Genomic DNA, 25036 nt, shown 5'->3' on the forward strand with positions numbered 1-25036 from the left:
CGGCCATGGCACGGGACTTCTACGAAGTGCTGGGAGTGTCGCGGACCGCGAGCCAGGACGAAATCCAGCAGGCCTACCGCAAGCTCGCCCGCCGACACCATCCCGACGTCAACAAGGACCCGTCGGCCGAGGAACGCTTCAAGGACCTCAACGAGGCGTACAGCGTTCTGTCCGATCCGAAGACCCGGGCACGCTACGACCGCTTCGGCGAGGACTTCCGCAAGATCCCCGAAGACTACGACGAACGGGTCGCGGCCGGCGCGGGCGGCGGATTCCGTACCCGGCGGACCACAGGCGCAGGCGGCCCCCGCGCCCGGTACACCACCGGCTTCGGCGAGGACTTCTCGGCCGAGGATGTGAACATCGAGGACCTGCTGGGCTCCCTCTTCGGTGCAGGTGCAGGTGCCGACTCCGCGGGCGTCCCGGGCGCCGACCAGGAGGCCGAACTGCTACTCACCGTCGAAGAGGCGTACAAGGGTGGCCGCCGTACCGTCGCACTCGCCGGGCCCTCCGGTGAGCCGCGGCGCTACGAGGTCGACGTCCCGCCGGGCGTCACCGACGGGCAGCGCATCCGGCTGGCGGGGGAAGGCGGGCGGGGCAGTGGTGCCGCACCCGCGGGCGACCTGCACCTTCGGGTGCGCATCCGGTCCCATCCCCAGTTCCGGCTGGACGGCCGCGATGTGCATGTGCACGTCCCGGTCTCCCCGTGGGAGGCGGCCCTGGGCGCGACCGTGCCGGTGCCCACCCCCGGCGGTGGTACGGCCAAGGTCACCGTGCCCGCCGGCTCGTCCAGCGGCCGTCGGCTGCGATTGCGCGGCGAGGGCATGCCGAACCCACGTGGTGCGAGCGGCGACCTGTACGCCGAACTCCGCGTCATGGTGCCGCCCACTCTGGGTGACCGGGAGCGTGAACTGTTCGAGGAGCTGGCCGCGACCTCCTCGTTCGACCCCAGGAGGACGCGATGACCGACCGACCCACGGGAGCGGCGGGCACCGCCCGGTCCGGTCCCGGCGACCGCCCGGATCAGCCCGTCGCCCACGCCGCCACGGCTCCGACGACTGTCCGCTATGCGCTCGTTCCCGTCCCATGCCTTTCGCTGGAGGCCGTCGCCCGCCGATCGCGTCTCCATCCGGATCTGGTCCGCCGGTTCGTCGCCCTCGGGCTTGTCGACGCCGAACGCGATGCGGTCGGCCGCCTGGTTTTCGACCGCGACGCCCCGGCGGTACTTGCCCGCGTCCAGCGGCTGCGCTCCGGACTCTGCCTCAATTACGCATCCATCGGACTGGTGCTCGACCTGCTCGACCGCATCAGCCTGCTCGAAACCGCCCTGCGCGGCCGCGGCACGAGGAGTGATACACCCCCATGGACATGAACCGTCTCACACAGAAATCCCAGGAAGCCCTCCAGGAGGCCCAGTCCGCGGCCGGCCGCATGGGGCATACCGAAGTGGACGGAGAACACCTGCTGCTCGCACTCGTCGATCAGGAGGACGGTCTGATCCCACGCCTGCTGGAGCAGGCCGGAAGCGATCCGGCGGAACTGCGCGCGGCCGTGCGCGAGGAACTGTCCCGCCGCCCGAAGGTCACCGGCTCCGGTGCGGCACCCGGCCAGGTCTTCGTCACTCAGCGCCTTGCCGGCCTGCTGGACGCCGCCGAACGGGAGGCCAAACGACTCAAGGACGAGTACGTGTCCGTGGAGCACCTCCTGCTCGCCCTGGCCGAAGAGGGGGCATCAACAGCCGCTGGACGTCTGCTCAACCAGGCAGGGATCACCAGGGACTCGTTCCTGGGCGCACTCACCCAGGTCCGCGGCAATCAGCGGGTCACCTCCGCCAACCCCGAAGTGGCCTACGAGGCGCTGGAGAAGTACGGCCGCGATCTCGTCGCCGAGGCCAAGGAGGGCAGGCTCGACCCGGTCATCGGCCGGGACGCCGAGATCCGCCGCGTCACCCAGATCCTGAGCCGGAAGTCCAAGAACAACCCGGTCCTCATCGGAGACCCCGGTGTCGGCAAGACCGCCATCATCGAGGGCCTCGCCCAGCGCATCGTCCGCGGCGACGTCCCCGAGGGACTCCGCGACAAGATCGTGTTCGCCCTCGACATGGGATCCCTGGTCGCCGGCGCCAAGTACCGGGGCGAGTTCGAGGAACGCCTCAAGGCCGTGCTCAGCGAGGTCAAGGCCGCACAGGGCGGCATCCTGCTCTTCGTCGACGAACTGCACACCGTCGTCGGTGCGGGCGCCGCCGAAGGGGCCATGGACGCTGGGAACATGCTCAAGCCGATGCTCGCCCGCGGCGAACTGCACATGATCGGCGCCACCACCCTCGACGAGTACCGCAAACACATCGAGAAGGACGCTGCGCTGGAGCGACGGTTCCAGCAAGTCCTGGTCAGCGAGCCAAGTGTCGAGGACAGCATCTCCATCCTGCGCGGACTGCGTGAGCGCCTGGAGGTCTTCCACGGCGTCAAGATCCAGGACAACGCACTCGTGTCCGCCGCCACCCTCAGCCACCGCTACATCACTGATCGATTCCTGCCCGACAAGGCCATCGACCTCGTCGACGAGGCCTGTGCCCGGTTGCGTACCGAGATCGACTCCATGCCCGCCGAACTCGACGAGATCACCCGCCGCGTCACCCGCCTGGAGATCGAGGAAGCCGCTCTCTCCAAGGAATCGGACCCCGCGAGCCACGCCCGCCTGGAGGAGCTGCGCAAGGAACTGGCCGACCTGCGCGGTGAGGCCGACGCCAAGCACGCCCAGTGGGAGGCCGAACGGCAGGCGATCCGGCGGGTGCAGGAACTGCGCCAGGAACTGGAGCAGGTCCGCCACGACGCGGAGGAGGCCGAACGCACCTACGACCTCAACCGGGCCGCCGAACTGCGGTACGGCCGCCTCCAGGACCTGGAGCGCCGACTCGCGGCGGAGGAGGAGCAACTGGCCACCCGGCAGGGACAGAACCGTCTGCTGCGCGAGGTGGTCACCGAAGAGGAGATCGCGGAGATCGTCGCCGCCTGGACCGGTATCCCGGTCGCCCGCCTGCAGGAAGGCGAGCGCGACAAGCTGCTGCGCCTCGACGAGATCCTCCGCGAGCGTGTCGTCGGCCAGGACGAGGCCGTCAGGCTCGTCGCCGACGCCATCATCCGCGCCCGCTCCGGCATCCGTGACCCTCGCCGGCCCATCGGTTCCTTCATCTTCCTCGGCCCCACCGGCGTCGGAAAGACCGAACTGACCAAGACTCTCGCCCGGGCGCTGTTCGACTCCGAGGACAACATGGTCCGCCTCGACATGAGCGAGTACCAGGAACGGCACACCGTCAGCAGGCTCATGGGCGCACCACCCGGATACGTCGGCTACGAGGAAGGCGGCCAGCTCACCGAGGCCGTACGCCGCAAGCCGTACTCGGTCGTCCTGTTCGACGAGATCGAGAAGGCTCACAGCGACGTCTTCAACACTCTGCTGCAGATCCTCGATGACGGCCGCATCACCGATGCCCAGGGCCGCACCGTCGACTTCCGCAACACCGTGATCATCATGACGTCCAACATCGGCTCCGAGCACCTTCTCGACGGTGCCACCGCCGAGGGTGAGATCAAGCCCGACGCCCGCGCGCTGGTGATGGGCGAGCTGCGCGGGCACTTCCGCCCGGAGTTCCTCAACCGCGTCGACGACATCGTGCTGTTCAAGCCGCTGGGCGAGCGGCAGATCGAAAGGATCGTGGAGCTTCAGTTCGACGAACTGCGGCAGCGGCTGGCGGAACGCCGCATCGACGTAGAACTCACCGATGCGGCGCGAGAGGTGATTTCCCACCAGGGCTACGACCCGGTGTACGGGGCCAGGCCGCTGCGGCGGTACATCTCCCACGAGGTGGAGACGCTGGTCGGACGTGCCCTTCTGCGTGGTGACGTCCAGGACGGCGCGACCGTTCGTGTCGACGCCGCGCACGGAGAGCTGGTGGTCACCTACGACCCGCCGGAAGAGGCCCGGGAAGCGAGGGCAGCGTGAACACCACACGGACAACGACGGTGACCTGCCCGCACTGCGGGCGCGACAACCGCATTCCTGTTGCCGCCGAGGGACGCCCCAGATGCGGCCACTGCAAGCAGCCGCTGCCCTGGGTCGTCGACGCAGGGGACGACGACTTCACCGAAGTCGCCGACAAGGCCGTCCAACCTGTCGTCGTGGACCTCTGGGCCACCTGGTGCGGCCCCTGCCGCATGGTCAGCCCCGCCCTCGAACAGGTCGCCCGCGACCTCGCCGGACGGATCAAGCTCGTCAAGGTCGACATCGACAAGAACCCACAAGTCAGCAAGCGGTTCGAGGTCCAGGCAGTGCCCACGCTGCTCGTCCAGGACCACGGCGAGACGGTCGCCCGACAGGCCGGAGCGGCACCGGCCCACGTCCTGCGGCAGTGGGTCGAACAAGCCCTGGAAGGCCGGCAGGCCACTGCGGGGCAGTGAGTCACCATGGCCCGGCCACCACAAGGGCTTCCCGAAACCACGCGATAGCGCACCACTTGGGAGGAGAACGTCATGGCCACGATTCCGGATCCGCACCTGGCAATGGTGCGGCCCGTCACGCCGCGCACCCCGCAGGGCTGCGAGGAGTGCCTCAGGGAGCACTCCCCGTGGGTGCACCTGCGCCTCTGCCTCACCTGCGGGCACGTCGGCTGCTGCGATTCCTCACCCCTCAAACACGCCCGACGGCACGCGGGCAGTGCCGGGCACCCCATCGTCCAGTCCTTCCAACCGGGAGAGGACTGGCGCTGGTGCTACGTTCACGAGGCTCTGGTCTGATGAGCACGGCGCAGCACGGGAATGGTGCGGTCCGTGAGACACCGGACCGGTACGGAGCGTTCCCCCGCTTGACACCGGAACAGCTTCAGAACCTGACCCCGCACGGCGAGCGCCGCAGGACCACGGAAGGCGAGGTGCTGTACCGGGAGGGAGAGCCGTTCCGGGAGTTCCTCGCGATCCTCAGCGGCACGGTCGAGATCCTTCAGGACCACGGCGATCGGGAGGAGCGCACGATGGCGCTGCACGGACCCGGCAGGTTCCTGGGTGAGCTGGGAATGCTGGAGGGGCAGGCCGCCTTCGACACCGCGGTGGTCCGTGAGGCCGGCGAGATCCTCGCCGTGCCGGTGGAACGCCAGCGCACCTTGATCGGCCGCGACCCCGTACTCGGTGACCTGATCCTCCGGGCTTGCCTGGGCCGCCGGTATCTCCTCATCGGCCTCGGCGCAGGTTTCCGCATCCTGGGATCGTGCTACTCGCGGGACACGCGGCGGTTGCGGGAGTTCGCTGCCCGCAACAGGCTCCCCCACCGCTGGCTGGATCTGGAGAGGGACAAGGAAGCTGAGGCGCTGCTGCGTCGATTCTCCGTCCGCCCCGACGAAACTCCGGTCGTCCTCTGGAAGGGCGATCGAGTGCTGCGCAATCCGAGCAACGCCGAACTCGCCAGGCTCATCGGGCTGCCCGCCCCCACGGCGAAGGACGCCCAGTGCGACGTGGTGGTGGTCGGCGCGGGCCCCGCGGGACTCGCCGCAGCCGTGTACGGCGCCTCCGACGGCCTCACCACGATCTCCGTCGACGCCGTGGCCACCGGAGGCCAGGCAGGCACCTCGTCCCGCATCGAGAACTACCTCGGCTTCCCGTCGGGCATCTCCGGAGGCGAGCTCATCGAACGCGCGGTGCTCCAGGCCCACAAATTCGGTGCCCGCCTCATGGTGCCGGCCCAGGTCAACAGGCTCACATCGCAGGACGACGCGTACGTGGTCACCTTCACAGACGGGTCCCACGTCCGGGCGGGCGCCGTGGTGCTCGCCTCGGGTGTCCGGTACCGCAGGCTCGAGGTGCCCGGCATCGAGCGGCTGGAGGGCATCAGCGTCTACTACGCGGCGACCGTGCACGAGGCGAGTCTCTGCGAGGCGGACCCGGTCGCGGTGGTCGGCGGGGGCAACTCCGCCGGCCAGGCGGCGCTGTTCCTGGCGCAACACGCGTCCGGAGTCCACCTCCTCGTCCGGGGCGGCGACCTCAACGCGGACATGTCCCGTTACCTGGTGGACCAGGTCGAACGTCATCCGAAGATCGAGGTGCTCCTCCACACCGAAGTCCGGGGCGTCTCCGGGAAGGACAAACTGGAGTCGCTGAGCGTCGAGGACAACACACGCGGTGAGCGCCGCCCGCTGCGGGCCGCCGCGCTGTTCGTGTTCATCGGGGCCCGCCCGCGCACGGAGTGGCTGAGGGGAGCCCTGGCCCTGGACGAGAAGGGCTTCGTCCTGACGGGGGCTGACGCCCGGGCTGCTGCCGACGCGACCCGGTGGGACGCACTCGGCCGTGCTCCCTTGCTGCTGGAGACCAGCCTTCCCGGGGTCTTCGCGGCCGGCGACGTGAGGAGCGGCTCGGTCAAACGAGTTGCCTCGGCCACCGGTGAAGGCGCCATGGCCATTCGCCTCGTGCACGAGCACCGCGAGAATGCCGGCAACCTCGTCCGCGACCGCACCACAGGCCCTGAGAGACCTCAACCGGAGGCGGACCGGTCCCCACCTCGGCGCTGATCCTTGGATCCTCAGAGTCGGAAAGGAAACCGCCCGCCGGCTCCCGTCGCGCGGTTCCCTGCACGATCAGGTACTCAGGAAGGGTGGACATGGACGAGGTAGACCCCTTCGTGCGGGTCCGGGGTGCCAGCGAGAACAACCTGCGGAACATCGATGTCGATCTTCCGCGGGACGCGATGGTCGCCTTCACGGGCGTCTCCGGGTCCGGCAAGTCCTCGCTCGCGTTCGGCACGCTCTACGCCGAGGCGCAGCGGCGCTACTTCGAGTCCGTGGCACCGTACGTCCGGAGGCTGTTGCAGCAGGTCGGTGCACCGCACGTGCAGGAGATCACCGGACTGCCACCGGCGGTGGCCCTGCAGCAGCGACGCGGGGCGCCCAGTTCGCGCTCGACGGTCGGCACCATCACCACACTGTCCAATCTGCTGCGCATGCTGTACTCCCGCGCCGGCACCTATCCGCCCGGGGCCGCACGGCTGGACGCCGAGTCGTTCTCACCGAACACCGCGGCCGGGGCCTGCCCGGAGTGCCACGGACTGGGCGTTGTCCACGATGTCGCCGAGGACCTCCTTGTCCCGGACCACTCGCTGAGTATCCGAGAGGGGGCGATCGCCGCCTGGCCGGGCGCCTGGCAGGGGGCCAACCTGCGCAGCATCGTCAATGGCCTGGGGATCGACATCGACCGACCGTGGCGCAGGCTCAAGAAGAAGGACCGGGACTGGCTGCTGTACACGGACGAACAGCCCTCCGTCTACATCGAGCCGGAGGAGGACCGCGTCGACTACGGCTACCAGGGCAAGTTCTGGAGCGCCCGTAAGCACATCATGCACGTCCTTGCCGACTCCAAGAGCGAGAAGATGCGCGAACGGGCGCTCCGGTTCGTCAGGAGCGTGCCATGCCCCGAGTGCCACGGCAGCGGACTACGTCCCGAGGCGCTCGCCGTGACCTTCGCCGGACGGTCCATCGCCGAAGTCAACGCGATGCCGCTCACCGAGGTCGCGGCGCTGCTGCGGCCCGTCGCACGGCGGTCCGAGGCCGACGCCACCACTTCCACCGCCCGGTCCGGGGAAACGACCGAGGTCGCGGTCCGGATCTGCGGCGATCTGGTCGCGCGGGTCGCCGTACTGCTCGACCTGGGCCTGGGATATCTCAGCCTCGGGCGCCGCTCGACGACCCTGTCGCCCGGCGAGGCGCAACGCCTACGGATCGCCACACAACTGCGCTCGGGGCTGTTCGGCGTCGTCTACGTCCTCGACGAACCCTCCGCGGGCCTGCACCCGGCTGACGCGGAACCGCTGCTGGACGTGCTGGAGCGCCTCAAGGCGGCGGGCAACTCACTGTTCGTCGTGGAGCACGACATGGACGTCGTACGGCGGGCGGACTGGGTGGTCGACATCGGACCCGGCGCCGGTGAGGGCGGCGGGCGCGTGCTGTACAGCGGCCCCGTCGCCGGTCTTGAGCAGGTGGAGGAGTCGGCCACGAGCCGGTATCTGTTCGGGCGCGCCGAGCCACTCGAACACCGGCCGCGCACACCGCACGGCTGGCTGCACCTGAGCGGCGTGTCCCGCCACAATCTGCGTGACGTGTCCGTGGAGGTACCGCTGTGCGTACTGACGGCGGTGACGGGTGTGTCCGGTTCCGGAAAGTCGACGCTGGTCACGCAGGTGCTCGCCGAGGTCGTACGAAGCCACCTCGGACTCGGGCCCGAGGATCTTGACGAGGCACGACTGGAGGTAGACGTGCAGGACGCGTCTGGGGTCGAGTCGTTCGACCGGCTGGTCCGGGTCGACCAACGGCCCATCGGGCGTACTCCGCGGTCCAACCTTGCCACGTACACGGGGATGTTCGACGCGGTGCGCAAGCTGTACGCGGCGACGGACGAGGCCAGGGCGCGCGGCTACACGGCCGGCCGGTTCTCTTTCAACGTGCCCGAAGGGCGGTGCGAGACCTGTCAGGGCGAAGGATTCGTCGCGGTGGAACTGCTGTTCCTGCCTGGTACCTACGCACCGTGCCCGACTTGCCAGGGCGCCCGGTACAACGCCGAAACGCTGGAAGTCACCTACCGCGGCAAGAACATCGCGGAAGTGCTGGGGCTGTCCGTCGACGCCGCCGCCGAGTTCCTTTCCGCCGTCCCGGCCGCCGCCCGCAGTCTGGAGACGTTGCGCGAGGTGGGACTGGGGTACCTGCGGCTGGGACAGCCCGCCACGGAGCTCAGCGGCGGTGAGGCGCAGCGCATCAAACTGGCCACCGAACTGCAGCGGGCCCGTCGTGGCCACACGCTCTACCTGCTCGACGAACCGACGGCGGGCCTGCACCCCTCTGACGTCGCACTGCTGCTGCGCCAGCTGCACCGCCTCGTCGACGCGGGCAACACGGTCGTCCTCGTCGAGCACGACCTGGACACGATCACCACCGCCGACTGGGTCATCGACCTCGGGCCGGGCGGCGGCGACGCGGGCGGACGGGTGGTCGCGGCGGGCCCGCCGGTCAAGGTCGCGAAAGCCCGTCGTAGCGCCACCGCACGCTATCTCGCGGCCCGGCTCGCAAGCTCCTGACGATGGTCCGAGAGGGCTGATCACCCGTCACGGAGAGCAGGCCCCGTACGGGCAGAACGACGGGAATCCGGCCGCTCCGCCCGTACCGGCCGGCCGGCGCCAGCGTGTCATCGCGTGGCCGATGCCACGCCGGAGGCATTCTGTGGGCATCTGCGGTCGCGGGGACGGACAACGAGAAGGATGCAGTCATGCAAGCGTCGTCGCAGGTCGTCACGGTGGTCGTTCTCCTCGCGGACCCGGACGCGCCGACCGTGGTCGCGAAGCGCCTGGCACGGACCCTTCCCGCCCGGCTCGCCGAGAAGTCCGGTCGGCAGAGGCGGTTCGCTGTCGAGGTGGTCAGCAGACCCTTCACTGCGGACGCCGAGGACCCGTCCACGTTGATACGCCGGATCGTGGAGGACGGAAATACGGAGAACTGGGACATCGTCGTGGCCCTCACCGACCTTCCGCTGCACTCGCACAGGCGAAGGGTCGTCGTGGATCTGAGCCACGAACACGGGACGGCGTTGCTTTCCCTTCCGTCCCTGGGGGGCTGGCGGTTGCAGGGAAAGGCACGGCGGGTCGTGGAGGAAGCCGTGCTCAGCCTGGCCGCTTCGCGGTCCCCCGGATGTGAGCGAGCTGCCTGTCGCCGACCGCCGCTCGGCCCCTTCGCCGGCCGCCTCGCGCCCATCCGCCCGGGCCCTGTCGACGAGGAGGAGCTCGCCGATCTGCGCTACGTCGCCGACGGCCCGCGCGGCTACGTCAAATTGCTCGTCGGCATGGTCCGCGCCAACCGGCCGTGGCGGCTGGTGCCGGGCCTGTCCAAAGCCCTGGCCGCCGCACTCGCCACGGGAGCCATCGCCACGGTGGACGACACCGTCTGGAGCCTGGCCACCTCCCTGGGCACGCCACGCCTCGTCGTCGCCACGGTCGGTTCCGTCGGGCTCATGATCGGCTGGCTGATCGTGGACGCGAACCTGTGGCATCGCACAACGGAAGGATCGCCGGAGGCGAGACAGCGGTCGGTTCTCTACAACACGTCGACCCTGGTGACCGTGAGCATCGGGGCAGTCGTCTGCTACGTCGGCCTGATGCTCGTCAGCTTCGTGTGGGCGCTCTTCGTACTCAACGGCCACGTGTTCGCCTCCGCGACCCGGCATCCGCTGAACGCGCAGAACTACTGCACGCTGTCATGGTTCGTGGCTTCGATTGCCACAGTGGGCGGCGCACTGGGGTCGGGGCTGGAGAGCGACGAGGCGATCCGAGCAGCGGCCTATTCCACGCGCGAACAGAAACGTCGCCACATGCTCCAGGGCGAGCACGGTGGCTAGCCGCAGGCACGATGCACACGCACCGGTGGCGACGGCACACGGCCTGTCCCGCCCCTCTCCTCGGCGATGACGAGATGAACATGATGGTGGCTCCGGCGATCCGGCCGACGCGAGCTGAAACGATCTTCCGGCTGGGCCCGCACCCATGACGTGGCCGAGGGCCTTGAGGGACGTCCTCCGATCCGGGCTCAGCATCGAGGAGACGCGCCTGGAGCCCCTGCTCGCGCTGCGCGCGGCCGTCGGTGTGGCGCTCCTCGTCGGGCCGGCGCTGTGGCTCGGCTCCCCCGCGTATGCCGCATCCGCCGCCCTCGGCGCCTTCTCCGCGGGCGGGGCCACCTTCCAGCGCGCCTGGCGCCCACGCAAGGTGATCGCGCTCGGCGCGGGCGCGGGGCTGGCTCTCAGCACCCTGGCGGGGTACCTGGCGGCGGGGCACCTCGTGACGTTCCTTCCGCTGCTGGCCCTCTGGACCTTCGTGGCGGGGCTGGCGTGGGCCGTCGGATCGACCGCTGGGATCGTCGCGGCGACGACCGTCGGCAGCATGCTGGTGACCATTACCCTGCCCACGAGCGCCGGACGGGCCCTGGAGCACGCCGGGATCATCGCGCTCGGCGGAGTGGTGCAGGCAGTACTGATCCTGCTGTTCCCGATCCGCCGATGGGGGGCGCATCGGGACGCGCTCGCCGACGCTCTGGCCGCCGTGGCGGACTACGCCCGTCGGCTCCGGCACGACCCGACGGCCGGCTTCGACCCCGAGCCCTTGATGACAGCCCGGGACGCGGCGGCCGTGACGCCGTCTCAGGCTCGCACGCGCCCCGTCGCCCTGCACGGTCCGCGAGGAGTTGCCGAGCGCATGGTGCCGGCCATCGCCGCGCTGGCCGACCCGGACATCGGCGCCCCGGCCGAGGGTCCCGGGCGGGACCGCGCGCGGGAACTGCTCGACGCGGCCGCTGAGGTGCTGGATGCGGCCGCCCGGTCGATCCGGCGAGGCACCCCCGTCGAGGTACCGCCAAGAACATCGGAGCTCCTGCGAGAAGGCACGGAGCACGAGGTGCTCGAAGGTCCGGCGAGGCAGGCCGCCGAAAGACTCAGGGAACTGCTCGGGGAGGCGCTGGAGATCGCGGAGTGCGGCAACGTACGCAGAGGGACGCCCGTACGCCACGGAGGCGCACGCGTCGAGTTCCTGGAGCGCCCGACCATGTTCCGGCTTGTTCCGGTCGTCGCACGGGCGGTCCGCCGTGAGCTCCGACGCGACTCGCCCGTCTTCCGGCATGCCGTTCGTCTGGCGGCGGTGGCCACGCTCGGCTACCTCATCGCCGCACAGCTGCCCCTGGGGCACGGCTACTGGGCGCCCATCGCCTCGGTCATGGTGATGCGCCCGGACTTCCACCGGACGTACGCGCGTGCGGTCGCCCGTCTCGCCGGGACTCTGGTAGGTGTCGCGCTCGCCACCGGGGCCGTGGAGGCCCTGGGCCCGGACGCCCGTCTCTTCGGTGCGCTGGCGGTGGTCTCGGCGGGCCTGTCGTACACCCTGATCCGTACGGGCTACGCCTACTCCCAGTGCTTCGCCGCCGCCTACGTCGTCTTCCTGCTCGGCATGGGCGGTCAGGAATGGGAACAGACGGTTCCGGAGCGGATGGCCCTCACTCTGCTGGGCGGAGCCCTGGCCATGCTGGCCTACGCGGTCTTTCCCGCGTGGGAGACGCCCCGGCTACGGGAGCGGCTGGCGGACTGGCTTGCCGCCAACGGCCGCCACGCGGCGGCAGTGCTCCGCCACTTCGCCGAACCGACCGCGGACCGCCGTGCCGACATGCGCAGCGCCCAACTGGCGAGCAGAAGAGCCCGCGCCGCCTGGCAAGAGGCATACGACCGGGCACAACAGGAACCGGTCCGCCCCAGGGGCCTGACCGCGCAAGAGGCGAAGGACGCTCAGAAGGCGCTCGAAGGTTTCGACAGAGCAGCAACGCTCATGGAGAGCCGCGTCCCGCACGACGACAACCCTTCCACTCCCGAGGTGGAGGAGTTGGCCGAAGCCCTGGAATCGGACACGGAGCAGGCGGCAGCCGATGTGCGCGAGCACAGGGACCCGGACTGGGCACGCGTGGAGAAGGCCCTCCGGACATGGGAAGAAGCCGGTGGCCGGAGCCCGGCGCTACGGAGCGAGGCAGACCTGCAGAAGCACGCCCTGGAGAACCTGGCGACAGCGGTGAGCCGCACCCCCTTGGAGCGCGATGTCGGCTCTCTGCGCGAGGACCAGCGCGTGTGGGAAGCGGTGGAGGCTCAAGGCAATGGTTCGGAACCCGCGCACCGGGGTGGATGACCACCTGTCGCAGCAGGCGTGCGCCCCGCTTCCGAGGTCCGCCTGGTCCGAGAGATGGCCAGGATGAGGGAGCTTCACGCTTAGGACGCGGCGATCAGTCGGTGGGTTGCCCGCTCCGCGGTCCAAGCCCTGACGAGTTCCTCTCTCGTAACCCTTCGGACCGAGGTCTCCTTTGTGGAGACCTGTCGGCCCGCCCCTCCCTTGTGTTCCGCCTCGCCAGCGCCACGGGCTGTCGGCCAGGGGCCCACCGTCCTCTGCCCAAGATCCGGGCCATACGCGGCCCAGCCGCCTGCAGTGCGGTCGAATCCCGACCGTTTCCGCTGGTCAGTAACCACGCGAGTCGTGTACCACCAGCAGACGCAGAATCTGCTATCAGGTGTGACACGCTCACCTGGCGCCCACTGGGGCTAACCAGTGGGTACGGCCGGAGGATCCCTCTACAGTCACATCAGAGCAGCTCACTGGCCGAGGAAGCTCAGCCGCACCCGACGCTCCGGGTTGTCCCTGTTCGTATCCACCAAACTCCGTTGAGGCAACCCGAGGATAGCCCTCGCCTGTCGGCTTCGGCGATGGAAGCCTTGGCGGCGCGAGCAAGGGCGGGTGGGCTCGTTGCCCTCGCCAGCCTTCTCAACTCCGCTGAGGAGCGCATCGCCGGGCGAGGACAGACCCGGGACGTGCGCCGCGACTGTGCCTTGCCTTCGCTGCCACTCATCACGAAGGCGACGAACGGCGGCCACCACAGCACGCACCGCGTTTCAGCAAACGCGGGCACTTGTTTGAGGACAGGGCCCGACACTGAGGGCTGTCCCATAAGTGATCTTGCTCTGCGGTGACCTCGCCGGCGCCAGGTGTGAGCACAGCTTGCGCGCCGTTCCGGGCAGCCACTTCTACCGGGTTGAGCCCGGGCGCCTTCGGCAAGTTGCTCACCGAGCCGCGTCGTGAGGATGCTGGCCCCTCAGGCTGGGGGCGGCCGTGGACAGGGTCATTGGAGGACAGATCACCGGCAGAACCGCCTGCCGTCCCCGGGCCCGCCGAGCCGGGTGACCCACCGGATCCGGCCCTGCGTCGGGCATCACCGAGGTCACCGGGTCACAGGTGCCGCTGGGGAGACCGACGCGGAACGGGGCCCGTTCCCTCCACCCCGTACACGCGGCCCATGGGACACAGCGCCGAGCCGAGTGAGTGCCCGCACCGGGCCTGCCCCGCGCTGCCCCCGTTCGCCGCCCGCGCGGCCGTGCCCCCGGCGCCCGCGGACGCGGCGCCCGAAACGGGCCGTACCGCGCTGCACGGCCACGGCTAGCGATCTTCGCGCCCGCTCCCGGCAGCGGAATCCGGCGTTTCACGCCCCCCCACCACCGACACCACCTCTCCGGCGCGCCGAGCGCCGGAGCCCCCGTCACCTCCGGCGTCCGCCGGAGGCGTGCGTTCCACGATCGGCTCCACAGCACCACGCGGCCCACGGCGCACCCGCCCGTGCCGCTTCCCGGCGACGGCACACCAACCGGCCGACGCCGCACTCGAAGGGATCATCGTGAAGCTGAGCGACCTCATGGCCGGACAGGACCACCATGCGCTGCGGGGAACCCCCGACCGCACGGACGTCACCGCCGGCGTGACGTTCGACGCGGACCGGGTCACCCCCGGTTCCGTCTTCGCCGCGGTGCCCGGCCATGCCGCCGGCGGCCCGCACGCCGTCGCCCCGGCCGTCGCGCGCGGCGCGGTCGCCGTACTCGTCGATGAACAGGCGCCACCCCTGCCCACGGCACTGGGCGACGTGTGTGCCGTACGCGTCCCCGACGTCCGCAAGGCCGCGGCGGTGGTGGCCTCGCGCTACTTCGGCGAACCGGGCCGGGCGATGGTCCTGATCGCCATCACCAGCACCAACGGCAAGACATCCGTCTCGTACATGACCGAGTCGGTGCTGCGGCTCGCTGAGCGGGCCCGGGTCGGAGTGATCGGCACCGCGGGCAGCCGGATCGGGGACGAGGTCATCCCGATGCCGCCCTCGGTACTCAGCACTCCGGAATCGCCTGATCTCCAGTACCTGTTGGGGCACATGCGCGACCGGGCGTGCGGAAGCGTCGTCCTGGAGGCCACATCGATGGGGCTGCTGACGCACCGCCTGGACCGGACGTTCATCGACGTCGGCGTCTTCACCAACCTGACCCTGGACCACCTCGACGACCACGGCACCATGGAGAACTACCGGGACGCAAAACTCCGCCTCTTCCAGGGCCTTTGCCGACGCGCCGTGGTCAACGCCGACGACCCGGTGGGTGCCGGGATCCGGAAGCTGATGCCCGGCGCGGTGACCACGTACGCGCTGGACGGCGACGCGGACTACCGCGCGAGCGACCTTACCGTGGACGCTTCGGGCTCCCGGTTCACCCTGCACCACGACGGTCGCAAGTATCCGGCCGCGATTCCGTCGCCGGGCCGGTTCTCGGTCTCCAACGCGCTGGCCACGGTGGCCGCGTGCCACCTCCTGGGCCACGGTCTGGCCGGGCTGGTGGACGCGCTGGAGCGGATGCCACAGATCCCCGGCCGCTTCGAGCGCCTCCACACCTCCGAGGGCACCTCGGTGATCGTGGACTACGCCCACTCGCCGGACTCCCTCGACAAGGTCCTCACCACCATCCGGGGTTTCGCCCGGGGCCGGGTCATCACCGTGTTCGGCTGTGGCGGCGACCGCGACACCACCAAGCGCGCCGAGATGGGCGCGATCGCCGGCACCCACTCCGACCTGTGTGTTCTCACCTCCGACAACCCCCGTTTCGAAGACCCTGAGGGCATCCTCGAGCAGATCGCGATGGGCATCGTGTCGACCGGGACGCCGTTCGAGCGGCTGACCGACCGCCGCCCGGCCATCGCCGCCGCGCTGGCAGAGGCGGGGCCGGACGACATCGTGCTCATCGCGGGCAAGGGCAGCGAACCGCACCAGAGCATCCGGGGCGAACTGCTCCCCTTCAGCGACATGGCCACCGTGCGTGAGCTGATCGGCGCCTAACTTGATCTTCGACGCACGTCATCGAACGCTGCGTCGTACTCGACCACTCGGTTCGGTATCCGCCGTACACAGAAGCGGCCTTCGTCTGAACATGCGCTCCGACCGCAGAGGGCTCTACGCCGCCCTCGCCCGGGGCTGTCGGACGCCCGGGCCGCGGCACCGAGCGTCTGCGCGCTGGAGCCGGGGCGCAGCTCGTGGACCGCCCCGCCGGATGCGTTACGCCTCGCCCCCCGGGGGGCGAATCCGCCACCGCTACTGCCCGCCAGCTGCGCGACCTGCAGCCGTGGCCGCCGACCTGCACGAGTTCGTCAGGCGTCGGCCAGCAGGGCGTCGTACGCGGTGTTCCTGCGTTGGCCTGCCATGAAGGCGAGGAAGTCGCCCACGAAGGCGCTGCGGCCGTAGGTGCCGGCGGTGACGGTGATGTCGCGGTGGAAGGCGGTGCGGAAGAGCGTCCGGTGTTCGTCTGCGTCGATTGTGCCGCTGCCGTCCTTGTCGGTCGCGTCGAAGAGCACCTCGGCAACGCGGATGAGCGCGGGCCCGGCGAGGGAGGGGACGGCTGCGGCGTACTCGTCGGCGCTGACGCGGCCGTCACCGTCCGTGTCGAGGGCTGCCTGGAGTTCGCGCCACCATGCGGCGAAGGCGTCGTAGAGCCGGGTCTCCTCGGGTTCGTCCAGGTCGAGTCGGGTGGCCAGTTCGCGTGCCATGGCGGCGAGGTCGGGCCAGTCGAGGTAGCCGTCGCCGGTCTGGTCCAGCACCTGACGGAAGAACTCCTCCGCCGAGCGTTGGCCTCCTCCCGTGGCCTGTGAGGTAGCGGGGTCCGGGCCGGTGCCTGCCTCGCCGCTCAGTGGTGTGAGGAGGCGGAGCAGGGCCGAGGCTTGTTTCATGCGGGCGCGCAGCGCGGTCACGGTCCGGGCGCGGGGGTCGTCGCTGTCGGTCGAGAGGGAAAGGGTCTCGATGATGGTTTCGGCATTGATCCAGCCCTCGGGCAGGAACCGGGTGAGGCCGGCGGCGAGGTAGGCGCCCTGCATGAGGGTCGGGGCTCCCGGCATCTCGGCCAGGCCGGCCTTGCGCCGGTAGGGCTCGGGGAGCGAGGCGACGGTGATCGCGCCGAGGAGGGGACCGACGACAGCGCGGCCGGCCGCCCACAGGGCCGGCGTGCCGTCCAGCAGTGCCGGGGCGGGCAGGTGGTCGAAGAGCCGGTAAAGGATGAGGCGGGCGGCCTCGGTGTTCTCCAGATCGTCCTCGACGACCCTGTCGAAGTAGCGCCAGAAGTCGTTGAGGTCCTCGGGCAGTTCACCGGCGTCGCCGTCGAGCGCGGCGAGGAACGCACGGTACTCACCGTAGAGCCGCTCCATCGTGGTCTGGTCGAGCGGCTGGCCGCTGAGCCGGCACATGGTGACGGCGCTCTCGAAGAGGGTGGCGACCACCCAGGCGCGGGTCGCGCGGTCCATGGCGTCGTAGGCGCGGCCGCGGGAGTCGGAGCCGCTCATGCGGGCGTGGAGCCTGTTGAGCCGGGCAGCCTCCCGGTCTCGTACCGCTGGGTCGGCGTCGAACATGCGCCGCATGCTGAGGAAGGTGTTGCGCAGTCGGCGCCAGGGGTGGGCGACGAAGGTGGAGTTGTCGGCGAGAGCGGCTCCGATCTGCGGGTGGGCAGCCTCCAGCACGGTGGCGCGGATGATGGCCAGCGCCCAGCGCGGGTCGTCGAAGAAGGCGCGGAACGGCGGTTGCATGGCGAGCAGGGGTGCATCGTCGGCGGTTCCGGTGGTTCCGGTCGTCATGACAGGTCTCCGTTCATACGGGGCGGGATGCCGCCGAAGCGGCGGTCACGGCACCGGTAGGTGTGCAGGCAGGTGAGGAAGTCAGGGGCCCGGAAGTCCGGCCAGAGCACGTCGGGAAAGACCCACTCGGCGTAGGCGACCTGCCAGAGCATGAAGTTGGAGATCCGCTGCTCGCCGGAGGTGCGGATGACGAGGTCGACGTCGGGGGTGTCGGGAAACGGCAGGTGGTCCGCGAAAAGCCGCTCGGTCACGTCGTCGGCTTGCGTCCCGTTACGGATCAGCGATCTGGCGGCTTCGACGATGTCTCGGCGCCCGCCGTGGTCAAAGGCGACGGTGAGCGTCATCCCCCGGTTGTCGGCGGTCAGCGTCGCCAGGTCGTCGAAATCCTGGGCCAGCTCCCGGGGAATGCGTGGGTCGGCGGCTCCGAGGAAACGGCAGCGGATGCCGCGGGCGAGCAGCAGGGGTGCGTGCTTGCGCACAACGCGGCGGACCAGGCGCATCAGGTAGTCGACCTCGGTGCCGGGGCGGTTCCAGTTCTCGGTGGAGAAGGCGTACAGGCTGAGCCACTCGACTCCGGCCGCCCGGGCCGCCTCGATGATGTCGATGACGGTGGCCTCGGCGGCCCGATGGCCCGCCGTCCGTGGAAGCGAACGCCGCTGGGCCCAGCGGCCGTTGCCGTCCATCACGCAGGCCACATGCCGCGGCACCGCACGCACCGGCCCGGTGTCCCGGCGTTGGTCGTTGCCGGACCGTCGCCCACCCGGCCCGCCTCCCGTTGCCTTGTGTGCGCGATGGACACCGTGATCGGTCAACTCAGCCCCGTCTCCCCCGGGGCGGCACGATCGGTCCTACCCTGCTCGATCACGCCCGCCCCGTATCACCCATACCCACGCTCCGCCGGAGCGTTCCCTCCTCGGAGTCTGGCGGCACGGAAGGGCGCCGACCGGCCGAACGGGGATCCGTCACCCTTGGCGCAGACGCCCGATTCCCTTCGGCGACGGCAGCTCTGTCCGGTAACCACACCTCGTCGGCGAGGTCTGCCATGCCTCCCGCATCCGGGCCGCGGCCTCCTCCAACCGCGGGGCGTGGAGAGCAGGCGCGCAGCGTCGCCGCCGCTCTCAACCGGTCGATGCCGGCCGAGTGCCATCCCCAGCTCAGCCCTGCTCGGGGCGGTGAAGGAAACCGGGCACCCAGCGAACGGGAGCACCGGCCGGAAAGAGCGTCACCCGTACGCCGAAGTCGATCAGGATTCCCTTTAGCGCCTGTACATCCGCTGCACGGAACCAACGGTCGGCGACCGTCTCGCCGGTCGGCCGCCGGACCATGCCGGGCTGCCGCCATGGTTCAGCCTCGAGAGCGTCGAGCTCCCGTCCCGGCGCGGCACACCAGTCCCGGAAACCACACGGCGGCGTGCAGGCCGGCCGCCGGAGACCTCCCAGTCGTCCGCCCAGCCGATGGTGTAGGCCCCGACGGCGGCGGCCGTGAGCACATGCTCGCACTGGCGCTCAGGCGAAGACGTCGCCAGCTTCACGCGCGACGGCCGCCGCACTCCGAGCAGGCACTTGCCGCATCCGTCGTAATGTTCGTTCGACCACGTTGAGGTCCGCACCGCGCAGGTCTTCTCTCCGCTCAAGCGCGCGCACAGTACGGAGAATCAGCCGGCACACCCCAACTGAACGATCTTGTTCAGCCGAGGAAGCTCAGACGAACCCAACGGTCCGGATTGTCCCGGTTCGCGTCCACCGAACTCCGTCAGGACCGACCGAGATGTTCTCCATCAGGACCGGCCCGTCGACGCCGTCGGGGAAACAGGGAAGTTCTCGACCTCGGTGGTGGTCGCGAGGGAGCCGCCGACGATGACGCTGCTGCCGAACAGCGAGGGCTTCAGCTGGGCGCGGGCGGTGCAGAGCACGGCGGTGCGCCGACGGGGCCGGAGTCAGTGATGACGACGTCACGTATCTCGCTCACGCCGCCGCCTCCGGCTTCGCCGGGGCGATCTCGGCGATCAGGCCCTCGACGAGGGTCTTGATCTCGTCGCGGATCGGGCGGACGGCGTCGACACCCTGGCCGGCGGGGTCCTCGAGCTTCCAGTCGAGGTAGCGCTTGCCGGGGAAGACGGGGCAGGTGCCTCCGCAGCCCATGGTGATGCAGACATCGGACTCGCGGACCGCGTCGACGGTGAGGATCTTCGGCGTCTCCTGGGAGATGTCGATGCCAGCCTCGGCCATGGCCTTGACTGCGGCCGGATTCACGGCGGCGCCCGGGTTGGAGCCGGCGGAGCGGACCTCGACGCGGTCGCCGGCCAGGTGGGTCAGCCACGCGGCGGCCATCCGGGAGCGGCCGGCGTTGTGGACGCAGACGAACAGGACGGACGGCTTGTCGGCCATGGTGATCGTTCTTTCTCGTCGCAGGGCGGAACCCAGCCGCCAATGACTTCAGCCCCCACTGGTATCAGCGAGTGATGATGTGACAGTATCAGTGCATGCTGACTTCAGTCGATCCTGATGTGATCCGGGTGCTGGGCGATCCGCTCCGCCTGCAGATCGTGACCCTGCTGGCGCGCGAGACGCTCTGCACGACGCACTTGGTCGAGGAGACCGGGGCCAGGCAGACCAACCTGTCCAACCACATGAAGGTGCTGCGCGAGGCCGGGATCGTGGAGACCGAGCCGTGCGGCCGCTTCACCTACTACAAGCTCAAGCCCGAGGTTCTTACCAGCCTGTCCGAGCAGTTCGCCGCACTGGCCGACTCCGCCCGCACCGCGTCCCCGTCGTACGCGTCGGCGCGGCCGTCGCCGCCCTCGGCTCCCCGCTCTCCCTCATCCTCGGCGTCTCCCGCACCACCCTGGCCATGGCCCGCGACCACCACCTCCCCCACGCCCTGGCCGCCGTCCACCCACGCTTCAAGGTCCCCCACCGGGCCGAACTCCTCGTCGGCGCCGTCGTCGCCGTGGCCGCCGCGACCACCGACGTACGCGGAGCTATCGGGTTCTCCTCCTTCGGCGTCCTCGCCTACTACGCCATCGCCAACGCCTCCGCCTGGACCCTGACCCCCGCCGAAGGCCGCCCGGCCCGGATCATCCCAGTCACCGGGCTGACCGGCTGCCTCGTCCTGGCCTTCGCCCTGCCGCCGTCCTCCGTGCTCACCGGAGCCGCCGTCCTCCTCATCGGCGCAGCCACGTACGGCATCCGCCTCATCAGCACACACAACCAAAAGCGCATCTGATCAGATTTTCGCGCCGATGTAGGTGACATGTCCTTTGGCCGCTCCGCCGAAGCCTGAACCAGTCGACAGCGTCCCGCACGCGCATCGCTGAGAGCGCCATCAGCCGCATGATCATCTCTGGAGGGCCCGTCGGCAAGGCAAGGCGGCGGGGCACCGTCACGGTCACACTTCGGGATTCCTCCCTTGCTCGGTACCGGCGCGAGCCGCCTCGATCAGCTCCCGGTGCTGCCGGCTCAACCCTGCCTGTACGGCGCTCGCCAGCACCCGAGCGGCGACGCCGACCAGCAGCAGCCCTCCTGCCATCTGCACCATCGTCAGCACCCGTCCCGTCTGGGAGCGTGCCGTGATGTCGCCGAAGCCGACAGTGGCGAATGTCGTCAGAGTGAAGTATAGGGCGTCCGTCCTGTTCAGCATTTCACTGAACGATCCAGGCTCGGAGCGCTCCAGCAGGTAGTAGGAGGCCGCGAAGAGGACCAGGAAGAGCACAAGCGTCGCAGCCAGGCCCTCGACGGCCCTCAGACGTGGAAAGGGGGAACGTGTGATGGCTCGAACCTCCCAGCAGAACACCAGCAGGACGGCGAGCAGGCCGGATGTCAACAGCACCGCTGTACCGGGCGTGAGTCGCTGGTCCAGAGGCAGCAGGTAGTAGGCAGTGACAAGCCCGACGGCGACGGCCCCAGCACGCGCAACCGCGACCACCGCTGCCCCTTTGCGAGAACGACGCCCGCCATCGGGGACCGGCCCTGAAGAGGTGCCGCCCCGGTTGCCTCCAGAGGTCTCTTCGCTCATCTCATGCCTCTTCGTCCTGTCGGAGCCGGGTAAGAGCGTTTTCCCGCATCTCGCCTCCCTGCCTCGCCGACAGCCCGTGACAACCCGGACGGGCGATCCGGCAGAGGCGGCCTCGAAAGTCGACGTACCCCCGCGATGCTTCGGAGGGAAGCAAGCACCCTCGTCCCCGCGACCGGAGCGAGCCGATAGCCGACCGGCGCGCGGCAGGGGCCGGTCGGCCCCTGCCGCGCGCCCGGGGGACGTCAGAGACTGGACAGTGGAAAGGAGGAGGTCATCGTGTCCGTCACTCCGCACACAGTCAGTGACGTCATGTCCCATGCCCCCGTCGCCGTCGGCAGCCACGCCTCCTACCGACAGGTGGTGGAGCTGATGGCGGAGTCGAAGGTCAGTGCGCTGCCGGTGCTCGCGGGCGAAGGACGTGTCGTCGGAGTGGTCTCGGAAGCAGATCTGCTTCACAAGGAAGCCCTTCGTGGGAGTGGTCCGCCTGCCGCCGCGCAACTCGACGAAGCTTTCAAGGCCGCCGCGGTGCTGGTGGAGGACCTCATGTCCAGCCCGGCAGTCACCGTGCACGCGGACGCCCCACTCGCCGAGGCGGCCCGCATTATGGCGCGCAAACACGTCAAACGTCTTCCGGTGGTCAACGCGGAGGACATGTTGGAAGGAGTCGTCAGCCGAGGCGATCTCCTCAAGGTCTTCCTCAGACCGGATGAGGATCTCCTCGCCGAGATCAGAAGAGAGGTACTCGAACCGATCTCCCCACCGTCGGATCTCGACGCCACGGTGGAGGAGGGCGTGGTCACCTTGAAGGGCTCTGTGGCGGACCGTTCCATGGTGCCCGTCCTGGCCAAGGCCGCCCGGGCGGTCGAAGGAGTCGTGGACGTCAGGATGGATCTCGGGTAGCCGCATCCCTATCGGCCGTCGGAGATCGACGGGCCGGTCCACCGCGTGCACCCCAACCTTCCCTCCTGGGACAATGGCAAAAGGGCTCAGCAGTCGCATCCGATGGCAAGGACCGGAGATGGGCGATACACCAACTCACACCGACACCGCCGTGACGCGCATTTTCCTTCTGGACGACCACGAAGTCGTTCGCCGTGGACTGCGGGACCTCCTGGAGGCCGAGCAGGATCTCGTTGTCGTCGGCGAGGCGTCCACAGCGGACCAAGCCCTGGCCCGCGGGCCGGCGCTGAGACCCGACGTAGCCGTACTCGATGTCAGGTTGCCCGACGGGAACGGCATCGCTGTCTGCCGGGAACTGCGATCACGCATGCCCGACCTCGTGTGCCTGATACTCACCTCGTTCGACGACGAGGACGCGCTTCTCGACGCGATCATGGCGGGCGCGGCCGGCTATGTGCTCAAGCAGATCAACGGTTCGGATCTGGTGTCGGCCGTCCGTACCGTGGCATCAGGACGGTCCATGCTCGACCCGTCGACCACTGCCAGGCTCATGCGGTCCCTGCGCGAGGCCGAGGCGGATGCGCCCCCGGAGGACGAGCGGCTCGCTGTCCTCTCCGAGCGCGAGCGCTCCGTTCTCGATCTCATCGGCGAAGGACTGACCAATCGGCAGATCGCCAAGCGGCTGTATCTGTCGGAGAAGACCGTCAAGAATCACATTTCCCGTCTGCTCGGGAAGCTCGGGGTCGAGCGGCGGGTGCAGGCAGCTGTCATTTCAGCCGAGGCCCGGGAACATCGGCAGCGCGGGCAGTGAGTGCGCCCTCCGGGCTCGGTGAGCGGCTTCACGTCAGTCAGGTGTGGGTGGGGAAAGAGGTACCCGCCATTCCAGCACGGTGCCTTTCCGTGGATGCGGCTTCGCGCGGACAGAAAGAGTGCCTCCCAACCGCTCAGCCCGTTCCGTGAGGTTGCAGATGCCGCCGCGCCCCCGATCGTCGGGTACGCGCAAACCGACCCCGTCATCGCTCGTCGTCACCGTGAGAACGCCGTCGTCGGCGATGACCGAGACCTCAGCCCGGCGTGCCCCCGCGTGTCGGGCGACATTGCTGAGGGCTTCGGCCACGACCGCGACCGCATGGTCGGCCACCATTCGCGGGACCTCGGTGTCGATCAGCCCTTCCATGCGGAGGGCGGGTGCGAATCCGAGGGCGGGGGTGACAGCGTCCACTGTCTGGACCAGTCGGGAGCGAAGCTTCGACCCTTGTCCCGGAGTTTCACGCTCTCTGAGACCGAAAACGGTGGTTCGGATGATCTTGATGGTGGTATCCAGATCGTCAATGGCACGGGCCAGTCTCTCTGCCGCTTCCGGGTGCTCCACCAGGGGACGGGCGCTCTGCAGCGTCATTCCGGTGGCGAACAGGCGTTGAATGGCCAGATCGTGCAGGTCTCTGGCGATCCGCTCACGGTCGGCCAGCAGACTCATCCGCTCGGAGTCGCTTCGGTGGTCGGCCAGTTCGAGTGCCAAGGCTGCCTGCCCAGCGTATCCGGGCAGTGCTGTGATCTCCGCGTGCGCGAACGCCGGCCTGTTCAGGACGCGTCCGAGAATCATGACCCCGCTCAGCCGTTCCTTGGTCCCCACCGTGACGGCTACCGCGGGCCCGAAGCCGGCCCACCGCTCAGGCTGCACCTGCACTCGCGGGTCACTACTGACGTCCTCGACCGTGACCAGGCCGTCTTCAGCAAGCGCTGCGGCGGCGAGCGTGCCCCGACTGCTCGGGAGGACGACGCCCCGATGAGACTCGGCCTTCTCTCCCAGAGCCAGCGAACCGGTCATCTCCCCCGCCGGACCGATGAGGTAGAAGACACCGAGATCCGCCCCTGTTATGTCGACCGCCTGAGCCAGCATCTCCTCGAGAACCTCTGTCTCGTCCTCGCCCGACAACAGGGCACGGGTGAGGTCGGAACTGGCTGCGAGCCACCTCTCTCTGATGCGTCTCTCCTCGTAGAGGCGGGCATTCTCGATGGCTATTCCTGCGGCGACAGCCAAGGTCGACACAACAGCCTCGTCCTCCGCGTCGAAATCAGAAGCCCCACGCTTCTCTGTCAGATAGAGGTTGCCGAACACCTCATCGCGCACGCGGATGGGGACTCCCAGAAAGGAGTGCATGGGCGGATGGTGCGGCGGGAATCCCGCAGACGCCGGATGGTCGGAGAGTTCGGACAACCGCAGCGGTTCCGGGTGGCGTATCAATTCGCCCAGGATTCCGTGTCCTGTGGGGAGGCCGCCGATCTGTCGCCATGTCTCGCCGTCGATACCGGTAGGAAGAAACTCAGCGAGCTTTTGATCGCTCCCCACCACACCGAGGGCTCCGTACTCGGCATCGACGAGGGAGACGGCGGCTTCGACGATGTCACGCAGGACCTGGGGAAGAGCCAATTCCCGTCCCACCGACATGACAGCGTCCAGCAAGCCGTTCAGCCGGTCCCGGGCTCCCCGAACCTGGTCGATATGTACCTGCAGCTCGTCGAGCAGCTCGTCCAGTTTCAGCCGAGGGAGCCGGTGATCGCCGTTACCGACATCGGCCATGGAGCACCTCCGACGGGCCGCGAG

General features: G+C 69.4%; 18 protein-coding genes and 3 pseudogenes. 15 read left to right on the plus strand and 6 right to left on the minus strand.

Features of this window, described 5'->3' with window-relative positions; genetic code table 11:
- The first annotated feature begins 5 nt into the window (after positions 1–5).
- The 11 genes from D6270_RS02810 to D6270_RS02855 all read left to right on the plus strand — a co-directional run bounded on the left by D6270_RS02810 (position 6) and on the right by D6270_RS02855 (position 15739).
- Complete coding sequence (locus tag D6270_RS02810) at positions 6–965, plus strand: DnaJ C-terminal domain-containing protein (protein ID WP_109166920.1); 960 nt, start codon at positions 6–8, stop codon at positions 963–965.
- Positions 962–1372: a chaperone modulator CbpM gene (locus D6270_RS02815; RefSeq protein ID WP_109166919.1), complete on the plus strand. Its 411-nt coding sequence runs from the start codon at positions 962–964 to the stop codon at positions 1370–1372. Before D6270_RS02810 ends, D6270_RS02815 begins: the two co-directional genes overlap by 4 nt.
- Positions 1363–4002, plus strand: coding sequence for an ATP-dependent chaperone ClpB (gene clpB, locus D6270_RS02820; protein WP_109166918.1), 2640 nt, complete (start codon positions 1363–1365; stop codon positions 4000–4002). Before D6270_RS02815 ends, clpB begins: the two co-directional genes overlap by 10 nt.
- Entirely contained in the window at positions 3999–4457 is a 459-nt protein-coding gene (trxA, locus tag D6270_RS02825) for a thioredoxin (RefSeq protein WP_109166917.1), read from the plus strand. The genes clpB and trxA overlap by 4 nt, the downstream gene beginning before the upstream one ends.
- A gap of 72 nt (positions 4458–4529) precedes the next feature.
- Positions 4530–4793, plus strand: coding sequence for a UBP-type zinc finger domain-containing protein (locus tag D6270_RS02830; RefSeq protein ID WP_070202638.1), 264 nt, complete (start codon positions 4530–4532; stop codon positions 4791–4793).
- Positions 4793–6553, plus strand: coding sequence for an FAD-dependent oxidoreductase (locus D6270_RS02835; protein ID WP_109166916.1), 1761 nt, complete (start codon positions 4793–4795; stop codon positions 6551–6553). The genes D6270_RS02830 and D6270_RS02835 overlap by 1 nt, the downstream gene beginning before the upstream one ends.
- Before the next feature lie 89 nt (positions 6554–6642).
- Positions 6643–9105 carry an excinuclease ABC subunit UvrA gene (uvrA, locus tag D6270_RS02840; protein ID WP_225976756.1) on the plus strand — a complete coding sequence of 821 codons (2463 nt, stop codon included), beginning with the start codon at positions 6643–6645 and terminating at the stop codon, positions 9103–9105.
- Between the two features lie 188 nt (positions 9106–9293).
- Positions 9294–10415, plus strand: coding sequence for a hypothetical protein (locus tag D6270_RS02845; RefSeq protein WP_109166914.1), 1122 nt, complete (start codon positions 9294–9296; stop codon positions 10413–10415).
- Between the two features lie 145 nt (positions 10416–10560).
- Positions 10561–12732, plus strand: a complete 2172-nt coding sequence (locus tag D6270_RS02850) for an FUSC family protein (protein WP_109166913.1) — start codon at positions 10561–10563, stop codon at positions 12730–12732.
- Between the two features lie 1156 nt (positions 12733–13888).
- Positions 13889–14032, plus strand: a complete 144-nt coding sequence (locus D6270_RS32435; RefSeq protein ID WP_158650475.1) for a hypothetical protein — start codon at positions 13889–13891, stop codon at positions 14030–14032.
- Positions 14033–14263: 231 nt separating this feature from the next.
- Positions 14264–15739 carry a UDP-N-acetylmuramoyl-L-alanyl-D-glutamate--2,6-diaminopimelate ligase gene (locus tag D6270_RS02855; protein ID WP_109166912.1) on the plus strand — a complete coding sequence of 492 codons (1476 nt, stop codon included), beginning with the start codon at positions 14264–14266 and terminating at the stop codon, positions 15737–15739.
- A gap of 308 nt (positions 15740–16047) precedes the next feature.
- Here the strand turns inward: D6270_RS02855 and D6270_RS02860 are convergent, their stop codons facing one another.
- The 4 genes and pseudogenes from D6270_RS02860 to D6270_RS02885 all read right to left on the minus strand — a co-directional run bounded on the left by D6270_RS02860 (position 16048) and on the right by D6270_RS02885 (position 19904).
- A complete protein-coding gene (locus D6270_RS02860; RefSeq protein ID WP_109166911.1) occupies positions 16048–17517 on the minus strand; it encodes an oxygenase MpaB family protein in 1470 nt (489 codons plus the stop codon).
- Complete coding sequence (gene uppS, locus D6270_RS02865; protein ID WP_109166910.1) at positions 17514–18233, minus strand: polyprenyl diphosphate synthase; 720 nt, start codon at positions 18231–18233, stop codon at positions 17514–17516. The genes D6270_RS02860 and uppS overlap by 4 nt, the downstream gene beginning before the upstream one ends.
- Before the next feature lie 1050 nt (positions 18234–19283).
- Positions 19284–19485, minus strand: a pseudogene (locus D6270_RS02880) (thioredoxin-disulfide reductase); the annotation flags it as partial.
- On the minus strand, positions 19482–19904 hold the full coding sequence (locus D6270_RS02885) for an arsenate reductase ArsC (RefSeq protein WP_109166909.1): 423 nt from the start codon (positions 19902–19904) through the stop codon (positions 19482–19484). The pseudogene D6270_RS02880 and the gene D6270_RS02885, both read right to left, overlap by 4 nt.
- 95 nt (positions 19905–19999) lie before the next feature.
- Between D6270_RS02885 and D6270_RS02890 the strand changes: the two are divergent.
- Positions 20000–20284 (plus strand): annotated as a pseudogene (locus D6270_RS02890) (ArsR/SmtB family transcription factor); the annotation flags it as partial.
- Positions 20281–20742: pseudogene (locus D6270_RS02895) on the plus strand (amino acid permease); the annotation flags it as partial. The pseudogenes D6270_RS02890 and D6270_RS02895, both read left to right, overlap by 4 nt.
- Positions 20743–20904: 162 nt before the next feature.
- Here the strand turns inward: D6270_RS02895 and D6270_RS02900 are convergent.
- Positions 20905–21531: a potassium channel family protein gene (locus tag D6270_RS02900; protein WP_109166908.1), complete on the minus strand. Its 627-nt coding sequence runs from the start codon at positions 21529–21531 to the stop codon at positions 20905–20907.
- Positions 21532–21807: 276 nt separating this feature from the next.
- Here D6270_RS02900 and D6270_RS02905 point away from each other — a divergent pair, with 276 nt between their 5' ends.
- Positions 21808–22431, plus strand: coding sequence for a CBS domain-containing protein (locus D6270_RS02905; RefSeq protein WP_109166907.1), 624 nt, complete (start codon positions 21808–21810; stop codon positions 22429–22431).
- Between the two features lie 118 nt (positions 22432–22549).
- Positions 22550–23242 (plus strand): response regulator, encoded by a 693-nt coding sequence (locus tag D6270_RS02910; RefSeq protein WP_109166906.1) that lies wholly within the window; start codon positions 22550–22552, stop codon positions 23240–23242.
- Positions 23243–23275: 33 nt separating this feature from the next.
- Here D6270_RS02910 and D6270_RS02915 read toward each other — a convergent pair whose 3' ends face one another.
- Positions 23276–25012, minus strand: coding sequence for a sensor histidine kinase (locus D6270_RS02915; RefSeq protein WP_109166905.1), 1737 nt, complete (start codon positions 25010–25012; stop codon positions 23276–23278).
- Positions 25013–25036 lie beyond the last annotated feature (24 nt).

This window comes from Streptomyces griseus subsp. griseus (assembly GCF_003610995.1).
In the GTDB taxonomy this organism is placed as follows: domain Bacteria; phylum Actinomycetota; class Actinomycetes; order Streptomycetales; family Streptomycetaceae; genus Streptomyces.

Excerpts from the sequence above, each read along its gene's own strand:
- D6270_RS02910 (WP_109166906.1), top strand. The coding sequence starts at position 22,550 with ATGGGCGATACACCAACTCACACCGACACCGCCGTGACGCGCATTTTC.
- D6270_RS02815 (WP_109166919.1), top strand. The coding sequence starts at position 962 with ATGACCGACCGACCCACGGGAGCGGCGGGCACCGCCCGGTCCGGTCCC.
- uvrA (WP_225976756.1), top strand. The coding sequence starts at position 6,643 with ATGGACGAGGTAGACCCCTTCGTGCGGGTCCGGGGTGCCAGCGAGAAC.
- D6270_RS02850 (WP_109166913.1), top strand. The coding sequence starts at position 10,561 with ATGACGTGGCCGAGGGCCTTGAGGGACGTCCTCCGATCCGGGCTCAGC.
- D6270_RS02835 (WP_109166916.1), top strand. The coding sequence starts at position 4,793 with ATGAGCACGGCGCAGCACGGGAATGGTGCGGTCCGTGAGACACCGGAC.
- D6270_RS02900 (WP_109166908.1), bottom strand. The coding sequence starts at position 21,531 with ATGAGCGAAGAGACCTCTGGAGGCAACCGGGGCGGCACCTCTTCAGGG.
- D6270_RS02830 (WP_070202638.1), top strand. The coding sequence starts at position 4,530 with ATGGCCACGATTCCGGATCCGCACCTGGCAATGGTGCGGCCCGTCACG.
- D6270_RS32435 (WP_158650475.1), top strand. The coding sequence starts at position 13,889 with ATGGGACACAGCGCCGAGCCGAGTGAGTGCCCGCACCGGGCCTGCCCC.
- D6270_RS02915 (WP_109166905.1), bottom strand. The coding sequence starts at position 25,012 with ATGGCCGATGTCGGTAACGGCGATCACCGGCTCCCTCGGCTGAAACTG.
- D6270_RS02885 (WP_109166909.1), bottom strand. The coding sequence starts at position 19,904 with ATGGCCGACAAGCCGTCCGTCCTGTTCGTCTGCGTCCACAACGCCGGC.
- D6270_RS02810 (WP_109166920.1), top strand. The coding sequence starts at position 6 with ATGGCACGGGACTTCTACGAAGTGCTGGGAGTGTCGCGGACCGCGAGC.
- D6270_RS02860 (WP_109166911.1), bottom strand. The coding sequence starts at position 17,517 with ATGACGACCGGAACCACCGGAACCGCCGACGATGCACCCCTGCTCGCC.
- D6270_RS02845 (WP_109166914.1), top strand. The coding sequence starts at position 9,294 with ATGCAAGCGTCGTCGCAGGTCGTCACGGTGGTCGTTCTCCTCGCGGAC.
- clpB (WP_109166918.1), top strand. The coding sequence starts at position 1,363 with ATGGACATGAACCGTCTCACACAGAAATCCCAGGAAGCCCTCCAGGAG.